General features: G+C 60.6%; 14 protein-coding genes. 10 read left to right on the top strand and 4 right to left on the bottom strand.

The window, feature by feature from the left end:
• Positions 1-4 precede the first annotated feature (4 nt).
• The 4 genes from arsB to ACFHWW_RS07010 form a co-directional block, all read right to left on the bottom strand.
• The gene (arsB, locus tag ACFHWW_RS07025) at positions 5-1,072 is read right to left on the bottom strand and encodes an ACR3 family arsenite efflux transporter (protein WP_379937792.1); all 1,068 of its coding nucleotides are present in this window, start codon (positions 1,070-1,072) and stop codon (positions 5-7) included.
• A gap of 82 nt (positions 1,073-1,154) precedes the next feature.
• On the bottom strand, positions 1,155-1,586 hold the full coding sequence (arsC, locus tag ACFHWW_RS07020) for an arsenate reductase (glutaredoxin) (RefSeq protein WP_379937791.1): 432 nt from the start codon (positions 1,584-1,586) through the stop codon (positions 1,155-1,157).
• Positions 1,583-2,110, bottom strand: a complete 528-nt coding sequence (locus tag ACFHWW_RS07015) for an arsenate reductase ArsC (RefSeq protein ID WP_379937790.1) — start codon at positions 2,108-2,110, stop codon at positions 1,583-1,585. The genes arsC and ACFHWW_RS07015 overlap by 4 nt, the downstream gene beginning before the upstream one ends.
• The gene (locus ACFHWW_RS07010) at positions 2,107-2,460 is read right to left on the bottom strand and encodes an ArsR/SmtB family transcription factor (protein WP_379937789.1); all 354 of its coding nucleotides are present in this window, start codon (positions 2,458-2,460) and stop codon (positions 2,107-2,109) included. Before ACFHWW_RS07010 ends, ACFHWW_RS07015 begins: the two co-directional genes overlap by 4 nt.
• A gap of 136 nt (positions 2,461-2,596) precedes the next feature.
• Here ACFHWW_RS07010 and ACFHWW_RS07005 point away from each other — a divergent pair, with 136 nt between their 5' ends.
• The 10 genes from ACFHWW_RS07005 to ACFHWW_RS06960 all read left to right on the top strand — a co-directional run bounded on the left by ACFHWW_RS07005 (position 2,597) and on the right by ACFHWW_RS06960 (position 13,859).
• Positions 2,597-3,505 (top strand): PhnD/SsuA/transferrin family substrate-binding protein, encoded by a 909-nt coding sequence (locus ACFHWW_RS07005; RefSeq protein WP_379937788.1) that lies wholly within the window; start codon positions 2,597-2,599, stop codon positions 3,503-3,505.
• The gene (locus ACFHWW_RS07000) at positions 3,502-4,968 is read left to right on the top strand and encodes a sensor histidine kinase (RefSeq protein ID WP_379937787.1); all 1,467 of its coding nucleotides are present in this window, start codon (positions 3,502-3,504) and stop codon (positions 4,966-4,968) included. Before ACFHWW_RS07005 ends, ACFHWW_RS07000 begins: the two co-directional genes overlap by 4 nt.
• Positions 4,958-6,289: an arsenic response regulator transcription factor AioR gene (aioR, locus tag ACFHWW_RS06995; RefSeq protein WP_379937786.1), complete on the top strand. Its 1,332-nt coding sequence runs from the start codon at positions 4,958-4,960 to the stop codon at positions 6,287-6,289. The genes ACFHWW_RS07000 and aioR overlap by 11 nt, the downstream gene beginning before the upstream one ends.
• A gap of 152 nt (positions 6,290-6,441) precedes the next feature.
• Positions 6,442-6,966 (top strand): arsenate reductase (azurin) small subunit, encoded by a 525-nt coding sequence (locus tag ACFHWW_RS06990; protein WP_379937785.1) that lies wholly within the window; start codon positions 6,442-6,444, stop codon positions 6,964-6,966.
• Between the two features lie 12 nt (positions 6,967-6,978).
• Positions 6,979-9,603, top strand: a complete 2,625-nt coding sequence (locus ACFHWW_RS06985) for an arsenate reductase (azurin) large subunit (protein ID WP_379937784.1) — start codon at positions 6,979-6,981, stop codon at positions 9,601-9,603.
• A 59-nt stretch (positions 9,604-9,662) separates the two neighbouring features.
• Positions 9,663-10,046 (top strand): c-type cytochrome, encoded by a 384-nt coding sequence (locus tag ACFHWW_RS06980; protein ID WP_379937783.1) that lies wholly within the window; start codon positions 9,663-9,665, stop codon positions 10,044-10,046.
• 56 nt (positions 10,047-10,102) lie between these two features.
• Positions 10,103-11,398 (top strand): gephyrin-like molybdotransferase Glp, encoded by a 1,296-nt coding sequence (gene glp, locus ACFHWW_RS06975; RefSeq protein ID WP_379937781.1) that lies wholly within the window; start codon positions 10,103-10,105, stop codon positions 11,396-11,398.
• Positions 11,399-11,573: 175 nt separating this feature from the next.
• Positions 11,574-11,894, top strand: coding sequence for an ArsR/SmtB family transcription factor (locus tag ACFHWW_RS06970; RefSeq protein WP_379937887.1), 321 nt, complete (start codon positions 11,574-11,576; stop codon positions 11,892-11,894).
• A gap of 55 nt (positions 11,895-11,949) precedes the next feature.
• Complete coding sequence (locus ACFHWW_RS06965; RefSeq protein WP_379937780.1) at positions 11,950-13,362, top strand: FAD-dependent oxidoreductase; 1,413 nt, start codon at positions 11,950-11,952, stop codon at positions 13,360-13,362.
• Positions 13,359-13,859 (top strand): hypothetical protein, encoded by a 501-nt coding sequence (locus ACFHWW_RS06960; protein WP_379937779.1) that lies wholly within the window; start codon positions 13,359-13,361, stop codon positions 13,857-13,859. Before ACFHWW_RS06965 ends, ACFHWW_RS06960 begins: the two co-directional genes overlap by 4 nt.
• Positions 13,860-14,008 lie beyond the last annotated feature (149 nt).

Raw genomic sequence — 14,008 nt, 5'->3', positions numbered from 1 at the left:
TGCTTCAGACAGCCGCGGGAGCCGTTTCGGCGAAGTAGCGGCGGCCGAGCCACAGCGCGAGCTGCACCAGCAGTATCAGCACGGGCACCTCCACGAGCGGTCCGATGACCGCGGCGAAGGCCACTGGCGATGCAAGACCGAAGGCGGCAATGGCAACCGCGATCGCCAGTTCAAAATTGTTGCCCGCTGCCGTGAACGCCACGGCGGTGGTGCGCGGATAGTCGGTGTCGATCAGTTTGGCCATGAAGAAGCTGACGGTGAACATAATGACGAAGTAGATCGTCAGGGGGATCGCGATCAGGACGACATCGAACGGCAGCCTTACGACATCGCCGCCCTTCAGACTGAACATCGCGACGATGGTGAACAGCAGCGCCGCAAGGGTGATTGGGCTGATCTTCGGAAGAAAGGCGTTCTCGTACCAGTCCTTGCCCTTTGCCCTCGTAAGCATGCGGCGCGACAGGTAACCGGCGAGGAACGGTATCCCGAGATAGATCAGCACTGCTTCGGCGATCGTCCAGAAGGACACGTCGATCACGCTTCCTTCCAAGCCGAAAAGCGGCGGCAGAAAAGTGAGGAAGAACCAGGCGTATATGCTGAAGAAGAGTATCTGGAAGATCGAATTGAAGGCGACGAGACCTGCAACGTATTGATTGTCGCCGCGGGCAAGCTGGTTCCAGACGAGAACCATGGCGATGCAGCGGGCGAGACCAATCAGGATAAGGCCCGTCATATATTCCGGATAGTCGCGCAGGAACAACACGGCGAGCCCGAACATAAGCACCGGGCCGATCAACCAGTTCTGCACCAGGGAGAGCGTTAGTATGCGCTTGTCGGCAAAGACCTGATGGAGTTCCTCGTAACGCACCTTGGCCAGCGGCGGATACATCATCAGGATGAGCCCGATCGCGATCGGAACGTTGGTGGTTCCGACGGAAAGACTGTCGAGGACTGCCGGCAAGCCCGTGAACACGGTGCCGAGCACAAGGCCGAGCGTCATGGCGGCAAATATCCAGACCGTAAGATAGCGATCGAGAAACGAGAGGCGGATTGTGGGTTGGGCGGGACGCAACTGCGTTCTCCTTGAAAATGAAGTCCGGTGCGCAGCCTCGCTCGAGGCGTCGCTTCGCTTGGTCTGGTCTGCTCTGCTTCGGCTAGACGCGCCGGCCGCTCGCGTCGACGACGATCTGGCCGTCTTCCTTCGCGAAAGCGCCCTTCTGCTCCTGGGGTAGGATCTCCAGGACGACCTCGGAAGGTCGGCACAGCCTGACGCCAAGCGGCGAGACGACAATGGGGCGGTTGATCAGGATCGGATGCTGCATCATCGCGTCGAGGAGCTGGTCATCGGTGAGAGCCGGATCGCCAAGGCCGAGTTCTTCGTAGGGTGTACCCTTTTCCCGAACCAACTCGCGAACGGGTATACTCATACGCACGACCAGCTGCTCCAGCAGCCGCCGGCTTGGCGGAGTCTTCAAATACTCGACCACATGCGGCTCGATTCCGGCGTTGCGTATCATCGCGAAGGTGTTCCGAGACGTGCCGCAATCGGGGTTGTGATAAATGACGATGTCGATCGGCTCTTTCATGCGACGTCGGGCCTCTGTGCAGTGGAACCTTCCATCTGGCCGATCTCGTGCAGTTTTGCCGTCAGGCTCAGCCGCTCCAGGCTTTCCACCGGGAGCGCTGCGAAGGCGGCAATGCGGAGTTTCATGTAACGAAGCGTCGTGGCGAACGCGACGCGCTTCTCGGCGTCTGTCCCCTCGACGGCTGCCGGGTCTTCGACGCCCCAGTGCGCTGTCACGGGCTGTCCCGGCCAGACGGGGCAGGCCTCGCCCGCGGCATTGTCGCAGACGGTGAAGACGAAATCGAGTTGGGGAGCGCCAGGCACGGCAAATTCGTCCCAGCTTTTCGACCGAAGCCCTTCGACGGGATAGTGGTGGCCTGCGAGCGTCTCGATGGCGAACGGATTGACCTCGCCCTTGGGTTGGCTCCCCGCGGAATAGGCATTGAACTTGCCGGCTCCGTCCTTTCGCAGAACGCTTTCTGCGATGATCGAACGTGCGGAATTGCCCGTGCAGAGAAACATCACATTGAACGTCGTCTTGGTCATCCGGTTACCTTTTCCTTTGAACGACAGGGATTGAGTTCCTCGATCAGCGGAGCGCAGAGATCGGCATCCCCTCCGCAGCAATCCTTGACGAGAAAAAGGGTGAGATCGCGCAGACGCGAAACATCGGCGCGGTAGACGATAAGGCGGCTGCGGCGTTCCGAAGACACCAAGCCCGCCCGAGCAAGAATATTCAGATGCGTCGACATGGTGTTGTGGGGTACTGCCAAGGTGCGCGCGATATCGCCGGCGGGCAAGCCATGGGGTTCATGGCGGACAAGAAGGCGGAAGGTCTCCAGCCGGGTCGATTGGGCGAGCGCCGCCAGGGCGAGAATTGCATTTTCTTGTTCCATATGTCGAGAATACCGGAAATGTGGACAGCGTCAAGCGTTGGTGCTACACATTGAAGGCAGAGGCGGAGCAACTTCGCCAAAGCTTTCGAGGGAGACTGGACGTCACCGCCCCGCGAAAGCCGGCGGGAGGAGCCGAATGAAGGGTATCGAGGGGGATCCCCAAAATCCGCTGGATGGTCGAGCCGGGTTTGGTAGACGATGCTTCATCGCCGGCGCGCTCTCCCTTGCCGCCATGCCGGCGGTGGCCGCCGCAAATTCCTCGGAAAAGAGAGTTCTGCGCTTCGGACTGACGCCCGTTTTTCTATCCAATGACCTTGAGGTTCTCGACGAGCTGAAGAGATATCTCAACAACTCTACCGGTCATGAGATCCAGCTCATTACTCAGAGGACTTACCAGGAAGTCACCGCCCTGCTCGTTGCAGGCAACCTTGAGGCCGCTTGGATCTGCGGATATCCTTATCGCAAGTTCCAAGATGAGCTAACGCTGGTGGCGACACCCTCCTGGCGCGGACGCCCGCTCTACCAGTCCTATCTCATCGTCGCAGCGGACCGTGGTGCGAGTTCATTGGAAGATTGCAGGGGTGACATCCACGCCTTCTCGGACCCGGATTCCAACTCTGGCTACCTGGTCACGAAGGCCTACCTCGCCCGACGGCGGTCGAGCGAGGAAACATTTTTCCGGAAAACATTCTTCACATACGGGCACCGAAACGTGATCCGCGCCGTCGCCTCCGGTCTGGCGAACTCAGGTAGCGTCGATGGTTACGTGTGGGAGGTGATGAAGGGCATCGAGCCGAACCTCGTCTCCCAGACGAAGGTACTCGTCAAATCGGAATGGTATGGTTTTCCGCCTATAGCTGCGCCCGCCAAGCTTAAAGGGGCGCCCGCCTTCGAATTGCTGCGCTCCGCCTTCCTGCGCATGGGATCACATCCGGTAGGGCAATCTCTCCTGGGTAGGCTGCAGCTCGACGGCTTCGTCAATGCGCCATCTTCCGCCTTTGATGGTATTGCAGCAAACATTGACCTCGTAAGGAGGCTGGGGTGAAGCTCATCGCCTACTGCCGGCGAATACCCCTCACGTTCCGGGTTCCGGCTTTGGTCGCGGTGCTCATGCTCTTCATCAGCGCCATCATTTCGGAACGGGTCCTCAGCAGACTCTACGAAACCCAGAAACAGCATATGGCCGCCGTCGTCGGCACCTACCTCGACGGTCTTTCGACAGCCCTCATACCGCCAGTGTTGCGTGGTGACATCTGGGAGACATTCGATATTCTCGACCGGACGCCCTCCACATATGGCGCGCTGTCACCGCTGGAGACGATCGTCACCGGACGCGATGGTCGGGTACTGGCCTCGAGCCATCCGAAATCGGTTGCGCCGCTCGCGGAGTTGCCCGCCGAGTATGCGGACCGCGCTACACCGAGCGAGGGAATGCAGATCGACTGGGACAAGCGAACTGGCTTCGGCAGACGCGACCTCCTCTACCAAGGCAGTTCGGTCGGCGCGATCCACGCCTCCTTCGACATCTCCCACCTGATTGCCGAACGGCGTGAAGTCCTGAACACACTGCTGGCGACGAATGCCGCACTCGCTATAGCGTTCGCGACTGTGGGCTATCTACTGGCGCGGCGGATGGTCCAGCCCGTGAAGACTCTGGCCGATCACATGAGATCGGGAGCGAGCGCCACTCCTCGACCGATTGCACTTGAGGAATTCCCGCGACGCGAAGGCGAATTCGCCGAGCTGTTTCACGGCTTCAATGCGCTGGTCGAAGCCGAGAGAGAGCGCAGCGCGCTTACTCTGAAACTCGCGGAAGAGGAGAAACTCGCCAGCCTTGGCCGTCTCGCTTCAAGCATGGCGCACGAGATCAACAATCCACTTGGCGGTCTGTTCAACTGCATCGACACGCTCAAGCGTCACGGGGCCGACGAAACCGTCAGGGAGACCAGCCTGTCCCTTCTTGAACGTGGACTAACTGGTATTCGGGATGTCGTGCGGGCGGCACTTGCGACTTATCGCGCGGACCGGACTGGTCGGCCGCTCACGCTGCAGGACCTTGATGACGTACGGCTGCTCGTAGGACCTGAAATCGCTCGAAGACAGCAGTCGCTCACCTGGGACCGATGTCCGGAGACGCCATCTCTCGCAAAGCTTTCGGGCGTTGCGGTGCGACAGGCGCTTCTCAACCTAGTTCTGAACGCGAGTGCCGCCGCCGGCGACGGCGGCAAAGTGAGCGTTCAATCTCGTTGTGATTTCGAATCGTGCGCATTGGTGCTGGCCGTCGGCGACAGCGGGCCTGGTTTGAGTAGCCATGCAATTGAGATGTTGGTGGCGCCGGACCCCGGCCCGGCAAGCCGCCTCGGCAACGGATTAGGGTTGTGGATGGTCAGGAAGATGGTCGACGAAGCCGGTGGATGGATTCGAGTTGGAAAGAGCGAAGGTGCGGGTGCACTCGTGGAACTGCACCTGCCGCTGAAAGATGCATTAGAGGTGAACCATGCAGCGTGACGCAGGACGCATCGGACTACTCGAAGACGACCCGATCATGGGCGAATCCCTTGTACAGCGTCTCACTCTTGAAGGGCACAAGGTACAGTGGTGGACGCGCGGCGAGCAGGCGCTACGCGAATTGTCGACCCAGTTCGGCGATTTCGATCTGGTGATCTGCGACATCCGCCTACCGGATATGAACGGGGAAGAGGTCTTCCGGCAGAGCTGCTGCGAAAGTTCCACGCCGTTTCTGTTTATGTCGGGCTATGGGGACATTGACCAAGCAGTGCGCCTCATGCGCAGCGGAGCGGTGGACTTCATCACCAAGCCTTTCGAGATGGCCGCCCTTCTCGACCGTATCTCGTCAAGCCTGAGGTCAGTGCCTGCCAGCTCCTTGGACGCGGAACTCGGCATTTCCCCAGCCATGCGCAACGCCGAGATGATCTTGCGGCGTTTCGCTGCGCATACGTTGCCGGTCCTTATCCAGGGCGAGACCGGAACCGGAAAGGAAATATGCGCCCGTTACCTCCATCAGGTCTCGTCACGGGCTGCGTCGCCGTTCATGGCAGTGAACTGCGCAGCAATTCCGGCGGAGCTCCTGGAAAGCGAACTGTTCGGCCACGAGAAAGGTGCATTCACCGGAGCCCACCAACTCCACCGAGGCTACGCGGAGCGGGCCGGTGACGGAATCCTGTTCTTGGACGAGATCGGCGACATGCCGCTTTCCCTGCAAGCAAAGTTGCTGCGGCTTATGGAAGACGGTCACTTCCACCGTCTGGGGAGTGAGAAACCAATCCCGTTCAAGGCACGCGTCGTCTGCGCCACACATCAGGAGATCGAGGGTGATCGCGGCTCGAGGTTCCGGCAGGACCTCTATTTCCGGCTTTCCGCATTGCCGATCACGCTGCTGCCCCTGAGAGAGCGGCCGGAGGACATTCTGTGGTTGGCCCAACGTTTCCTGGATGAAATCACCGAAGTGCGCGAAACCTCTGTGCGTGGCATCAGCGCCCTTGCCGAGAATGCGATGCTCGAACATCCATGGCCAGGGAATGCCCGCGAACTGCGCAACCGTTTGGAACGCGCCGCGGCACTATCTGAGAACACGCTGTTGATGCCCATCGACCTCTTCCCCGATAAGCGCGTCGCATTCGCGAGCGCACCCGTTGAAACCTTGTCAGAGGCCAGGGATGCGGCGGAGCGCAGACAGATCGTGCGAGCCTTGAGCGCCACAAACGGGCAGATATCGCAGGCCGCGCGCCAACTCGGTGTCTCGCGGACGACGCTCTGGGAAAAGATGACGCGTTTCGGCATCGAAGGGATCGCACGTTCGGAAAACTGAACATCGCGCGTGGCGCCCGTTCGGATTTCCGGACGACCCTTCCACCTTGCGGCGCCCAATTCTCGTGAAATGGCCCGAGTTAAAGTGTTCAGGCCGGGTGGCACGGCATTTGCTGAGCGAAGGATGACAACATCCGAAGTAGGGAGGCTTGAATGTCACGCTGTCGAAACATGGTCGATCTCGGCCGCCGCCAGTTTCTGCGCGGCAGCGCTTTGGTGGCCGCCAGTGCCACTGTAGCTGCGGCCGGAGCCGCGCCCCAAGCGAAGGCCGCCACGCCTGCGGCCAGGGTCGAATATCCTTCGAACCGCCTAGCGAATGTCTCCGAGCTCAAAGTGAACGAGCCGCTGGACGTCACCTATCCGGACGAAGACGCGCCGGGAGTTCTTCTGAAGCTCGGCACTAAGGTCGAAGGCGGGGCCGGTCCCGACGGGGACATCGTCGGCTTCTCGACGATCTGTCCGCATAAGGGTTTCCCCCTCACCTACTCGACCGACAGCAAGACCCTGAACTGTCCGGGACACTATTCCGTGTTCGACCCAGAGAAAGGTGGCCAGCAAGTCTGGGGACAGGCCACACAGAACTTGCCGCAGTACACGCTCCGCATTGCCGCGAACGGCGACATCTTCGCCGAGGGCGTGGACGAATTGATCTTCGGCCGCCTTTCAAACGTGCTCTGAGGGAGAAAGACGATGGCCTACAAACGCAACATCGACCGTCTGCCGATCATTCCCGCAGGCGCAAAGCAGCACAACGTCACCTGCCATTTCTGCATCGTCGGCTGCGGCTATCACGCCTATAGCTGGCCCGTGAACAAGCAGGGTGGTACGGAGGCTGACAAAAACGTCTTTGGCGTCGACCTCTCAAAGCAGCAGGAAGCGGAGACTGTCGCCTGGTACGCGCCGTCCATGTACAACATCGTAAAGCAGAACGGTCAGGACGTGCACATCGTCATTAAACCTGATCACGAGTGCTCCGTGAATTCCGGATTGGGTTCGATCCGAGGTGCGCGCATGGCCGAGATGAGCTACTCGGAGGCGCGAAACACCCAGCAGCAGCGGCTGACCGATCCGCTGGTCTGGCGTTATGGCCAGATGCAGCCGACAAGCTGGGAGGATGCCCTCGATCTTGTCGCCCGGGTGACTGCGACAATCATAAAGGAGAAAGGCGAGGACGCGCTCTACGTCTCGGCGTATGACCACGGCGGCGCGGGCGGCGGCTACGAAAACACCTGGGGTACGGGCAAGCTCTACTTCGAGGCGATGAAGATCAAGAACATCCGCATCCACAACCGCCCCGCCTATAATTCCGAGGTCCACGCCACCCGTGACATGGGTGTCGGCGAACTCAACAACTGCTACGAGGATGCGGAACTCGCCGACACGATCTTCTGCGTCGGTGCCAACCCGCTTGAGACCCAGACGAACTATTTCCTGAATCACTGGGTGCCGAACATGCGCGGCACAACGGCCGACAAGAAGAACGAGCAGTTGCCGGGCGAAGAACATCCTCCTGTCAGAATCGTCTTTGTCGATCCGCGGCGGACCGTCAGCATCAACGCCTGCGAGGCCGAAGCGGGTGCAGACAATGTCCTTCACCTGGCTATCAATTCGGGCACCGATCTCGCCCTCTTCAACGCGATCTTCACGCACATCGTCGAGAAGGGCTGGACGGACAAGGCGTTCATCGAGGCAAGCACGACAGGATTCGATGAAGCCGTCAAAGGCAACAAGATGACGCTCGAGGAGGCTTCGAAGATCTGTGGCGTGCCGATGGCGGACATTGAAAAGGCGGCTCAGTGGATCGCCCAACCAAAAGCGGACGGCAAGCGCCGTCGGACCATGCTTCCGTACGAGAAAGGGCTGATCTGGGGCAACGACAACTACCGCACCAACGCCGCGTTAGTGAATATAGCGCTCGCCACCGGAAATATCGGGCGGCCGGGCGGCGGCTGCGTGCGCCTTGGCGGGCACCAGGAAGGCTACTCGCGCCCCTCTGACGCCCACGTTGGCAAGCCGGCCGCCTATGTGGACCAGTTGCTGATCGGTGGACAGGGCGGCGTTCACCACATCTGGGGGTGCGACCACTACAAGACGACCCTGAACGCACACGAGTTCAAGCGGGTCTACAAGAAGCGGACGGACATCGTGAAGGACGCGATGAGCGCAGCGCCCTATGGCGACCGGGACGCAATGGTGAAAGCGATCGTGGATGCGATCAACCAAGGCGGTCTCTTTGCGGTGAACGTCGACATCATCCCGACGAAGATCGGCCAGGCTTGCCATGTCGTCCTGCCCGCCGCGACCTCGGGCGAGATGAACCTGACGTCGATGAACGGCGAGCGGAGGATGCGCCTCACCGAGCGCTACATGGATCCGCCGGGCCAGGCGATGCCGGACTGCCTTATCGCGGCGAGGCTCGCCAACCACATGGAGCGCGTCCTGCGCGAGATGGGCGACGCTGCCTATGCTGACAAGTTCAAAGGCTTCGACTGGAAGACCGAGGAAGACGCCTTTATGGACGGATACCACCAGCACGAGAAAGGCGGAGAGTACGTCACATACGCCCGGCTTCGTGCAATGGGCAACAACGGTTTTCAGGAGCCCGCCACGGGCATTGAGGGCGGCCCCATCGCCGAAGGGAGCTCGCGGGGCGAGACCACAACCGGCGCTCAGCCGGGAATGATCGTGCAAGGTCAGGCCGTGGAAGGCGCGCGGGGGAAGGAACCCGTTCAGCAGGCTGAACCGAACGCCGCGGCCGCTCCGGTACCTGACGCGGGAACGGAACGTATCATCGGCACTAAGCGGCTATACGCAGATGGGAAGTTCAACACGCCGGAGGGTAAGGCCAAGTTCATGACCTCGCAGTGGCGCGGGCTGCAGGCTCCGGGCAAGCAGGAGCAGAAGGACAAGTACAAGTACCTGATCAACAATGGTCGAGCCAACCACGTCTGGCAATCGGCCTATCTCGACCAAGAGAACGACTTCGTCATGGACCGCTGGCCTTATCCGTTCATCCAGATGAACCCGCAGGACATGGCTGACGGGGGTCTCAAGGAAGGCGATCTGGTCGAGGTGTTCAACGACAGCGGCGCGACCCAGGCGATGGTCTATCCGACGCCGACAGCCCGTCGTGGCGAGACCTTCATGCTCTTCGGCTATCCAACGGGCGTGCAGGGTAACGTCGTCAATGCCGGGACGAACGAACTGATCATTCCAAACTATAAGCAGACCTGGGGCGACATCCGCAAGATTGCGGACGCACCACGCAACGTCGCCCACCTCTCGTTCAAGTCGCAGGAATACAAGCCGGCTTGATATACCGCGGGAGGGTGACCCCGTCGCCCTCCCCTCTCAATGCAAAAACGGAAACCAAAATGCGGAAACTTCTCGCAGTAGCATCACTTTGCTTTTTGATCGCCTCCCCTGCGCTGGCTGACGGAGACGCCAACGCTGGTGCGGCCATATTCAAAAAATGTGGCGCCTGCCACGCGGTGGGACCCGGAGCCAAGAACAAGGTTGGGCCGGAACTGAACGGCATCGTCGGGCGTAAGGCCGCCGCCGTAGAAGGCTTCAACTACTCCACTGCCTTCAAGGCGAAGGCGGAGGACGGCTGGAGCTGGGACGAGACGCACCTGGCGGAATATCTCACTAATCCGAAGGCCTACATCAAAGGCACCAAGATGGCCTTTCCCGGACTGAAGAAGCCTGAGGAAGTCGCCGATATTATCGCCTATCTCAAGACGTTTGCGGCAGAATAACTGAACATGAGCGGCGCGCGCCTGATGCGGCAGCTCGGTCCACTCGGGAGGCTAAAATGAAAGCAAACGTGGGGAGGCGAGACCAGGACGAAACAATCGCGGATTGTGGGAGTGGCGGCCAGCCAAAGCGGCATCTTTCCGTGGAGGAGGCCGTGCTCGCGGCCAGCAGCGTGGCGCTTCCTGTGGCTGATGTCGAGCGTTTGGATCTTCTTACTGCCTCCGGGCGAGTCCTTGGAACACCAGCAGTGGCAGGCTTCGATCTGCCGCGATTTGATCATTCCGCAATGGACGGCTACGCCGTGCAATCTGCCGGTTTTGATGGGCACGGACCATGGACGCTCTCTGTAGCGGACAGCGTCGCAGCCGGAAACAGCGTGGCCGGCTTGGAGGTCGGTCCGGGCGACGCCGTCGCGATCAACACAGGAGCACCCATCCCTCCTGGTTGCGACGCAGTCGTGATCAACGAAAGGTGTCTGCGTTCGAACAATGTCGTCGTGATCGCACATCGACCCAGGAGCGGGGAAAACGTGCGCAAAGCCGGTGAGGACATTGGGTCAGGTGCGATCGCGGCTGCGCGCGGCAGTCTGATCACTCCCCACGTGGCCGCGATGCTGGCGGCACTGGGAATGGCCAAGGTCGACGTTCTGCGCCGTGTTCGCGTCGCTATCGTCACCACCGGAGCCGAGCTCAGGCAGCCGGGCGAGCGACTCGGCGAAGGGCAGATCTACGATTCGAACAGATTTCTTGTGCGGTCAATGCTCAATCTGCCATGGATCTGTCTCACCGATGCAGGAAACGTCACTGATCGATTTGATGATGTCAGTGGCGCCTTGTTCGACCTCTCGCGAGATAATGACGTCGTGATCTCCACCGGAGGCATGTCCCATGGAGCAGCAGATTTCGTGCGGTCGGCACTTGCGGCCCACGGCGCATCTCTGAGTGTAATAAACGTGGCCATGCGACCAGGAAAGCCAGCGACGATCGGCCGTCTGGGGCCGGCATTGTTCATAGGGCTTCCGGGCAATCCGATGGCGGCGGCCATAGCTTTGCGGCAGATTGCATTCCCCGCGATACGGGTTACGGGTGGCTTCGGTCCCACTGATCCCGTGTGGTTTCCGGCTACTTCCGGCTTCGACTATCGCAAACGACAAGGCCGAACAGAGTTCGTGCCGGTAGCGATCGCAGGGCGCGATGATGAAGGAATGCCACTTCTGAGGCTACTTGGTCGAGGATCGTCCGGCAGCCTCTCACCTCTGGCGCAAGCTGACGGAATTGCTGTCCTCCCTTCGGAAGCAAGCGATGTGCGCGCAGGCATGCGGCTGAGGTATGAACCACTAAATGCTTGCGGGTGAGCGGGCAAGCACACGGAAGCACTGGCGCTGGCTCGACACGTTCTGATGGAGCCCGCTTTAGGGCTCAGTAGAAGAGATGTCCCGCGGTGGAAGTCCATGCAACTGCATTTTTTATTTCGGCCTTTCTAGAAATATTAGTTGACGGCTCGGCACACCTTTGGGTACGGTTATTTCCATGAAACTCGAAGTAGCCGCATCTCAACTCGAATCCTTGGGCAATCCGACACGGTTGCGCCTGTACCGCGCGCTTGTTCGGGCGGGCGTCGACGGCCTTCCCGTCGGCGGCCTCCAGCAGAAGCTGAACATTCCGGCCAGCACGCTTTCGCACCACTGCCGCAAGCTGATTGATGCCGGACTTGTGACTCAGGAACGGAACAAAACGACCCTGATCTGCCGGGCCAACTATAAAGCAATGACGTCGCTCGTGGGCTATCTTGCCGACGAGTGCTGCGCCGATGGCGCATGCGAAGAGCGCAGGGTGACGGTGGAAGCCTGATCCCTTTTTTTGACTCAATATTTCGATGAAACCAGAACAATGGAAGGAGTAAAGGATGTACCACTATACTGAGCTTCCGGTCGCGGTCATTGGCGCAGGACCAGTCGGGCTTGCTGCGGCCGCCCATCTCCTCCAACGCGGGCTGCAGCCCGTCGTGTTCGAGCGTGGAAGCGGTCCGGGCTCCTCGCTCGTCGAATGGGGTCATGTTCGCGTGTTTTCGCCATGGCGATACATCCTCGACAAAGCGGCGTTGGAACTTCTCGAAGAAAGCGGCTGGAACCCGGTCGACCTGGACGCGCTTCCAACCGGATCGGAAATCGTCCAGCAATATCTGGTTCCGCTCGCTCACCTGGTGGCGCGGCAGATCAAGTACAACGCGACTGTATATTCCATCAGTCGCCTGGGCCTCGACAAGGTCGCCAATGACGGGCGTAACCGCGCACCGTTCACCGTCCGATACCGGGACGAGTCAGGCGCGGAGCGGCGCCTGACGGCGCGGGCGGTGCTCGACGCTTCCGGAACGTGGCTCCGACCGAACCCAATCGGCGTTGATGGGTCGCGGGTGCCAGGGGAAACCTCGGCGAGTGAGCGGATAAGCTACGGCATTCCGGACGTGCTCGGACGGGCACGCGAGGCCTACGCTGGCAGCAGCGTTCTGGTGGTCGGTAGCGGCCACTCGGCCATAAATGCGGCGCTCGCGCTGCTTGATCTCCAGAGGGAACATCCCAAAACCTCCGTTACGTGGGGACTGCGGCGCAACAAGATCGACAAGCTGCTTGGAGGTGGACTGAACGACCAACTGCCTGCCCGCGGTGCGCTCGGGGCCGCCGCCAAGGAGGCAATTCAAGGCGGCCGCTTGCGATTGCTGGCACCATTCTCTGTCGAATCCATCGCCCCGAAGGGAGAAACGCTCGACATTGAGGCGATGGTGAACGGTCAGCGCCAGTCGTTGCAGATGCAGCGCATCGTCGTCGCCACAGGATTCCGCCCGGATCTCCATATGCTAAGTGAGTTGCGCATCGATCTGGATGTGGCGGTGGAATCGCCGCGCCGGCTCGCCCCGATGATCGACCCGAACTTGCATTCATGCGGCACGGTACCCCCGCATGGCGTCGACGAGCTTGCCCACCCCGAACGCGACTTCTTTATCGTCGGCTCGAAGTCATATGGCCGCGCGCCGACATTCCTCATGGCCACAGGCTATGAGCAGGTGCGCTCCGTCGTCGCTGAGCTGGCGGGCGACCATGCCGCTGCGCGCCAGGTCCAACTCGTGCTTCCCGAGACCGGCGTCTGCAGCGCGACTCTGCCTCAGCTCGAGGCGGCACCATCGGCAGGTTGCTGCGGCGGGCCCGCTGCCGTCGAGGTCGACGCTTGCTGTGCCGCTGACTCGGCGGCAAAGGCCGAAGGCAAATCAGGTTGCGGCTGCGGCACGGCGAGCAAGCCTCAAGAGGCGGAACCCGTAGCATGACCGAAAAGACCGCGCCCGCAGGTTTGATCTGGGCACTCGGTTTGACCCAGATCATCGGCTACGGCACCCTGTATTATTCCTTCAGCATTCTCGCGCCAGCAATGGCGCGGGACTTTTCCGTCCCGCTGGACTGGCTGTTCGGGCTCTTGTCACTGTCGCTGCTGTTCGGCGGCCTGATCGCTCCAAAGGCCGGCGCATGGGCCGACCGCTTCGGTGCAGGCAGGGTCATGGTTCCGGGTTCAATAGCCGCCGGGATCGCTCTAATGGCCGCCGCATACTCGCCGAATGCAATCGCATTTGGCATTTCGCTGGTCGTGATGGAATTGGCGTCCGCCTTTGTGCTTTACGGCACGGCCTTCGCAGCTATTGTCCAGATCGGGGGCCGTGACGCCCAGCGCAGCATCACCCATCTGACGTTGATCGCAGGGTTTGCTTCGACACTGTTCTGGCCCCTCACGGGGACGCTGAGCAGTCAGTTTGACTGGCCTACGATCTGATCTATCTTGTATTCGCCGCCCTGAACGTGCTGGTCTGCCTGCCGATACATTTCTGGGTAGGGCGGCTGCCGCGACAAATTGAGGCGCCTCCCTCTCCTCACCAGCAGGCCGGCGATGCGGGTGCATCTTTACGCCCAGCTCAGAATGGC

Source organism: Sinorhizobium sp. P24N7 (assembly GCF_042436655.1).
GTDB lineage: Bacteria > Pseudomonadota > Alphaproteobacteria > Rhizobiales > Rhizobiaceae > Sinorhizobium > Sinorhizobium meliloti_A.
The sequence above is the reverse complement of the archived record's forward strand: the minus strand, read 5'-3'. Positions and strand labels throughout refer to the sequence as shown.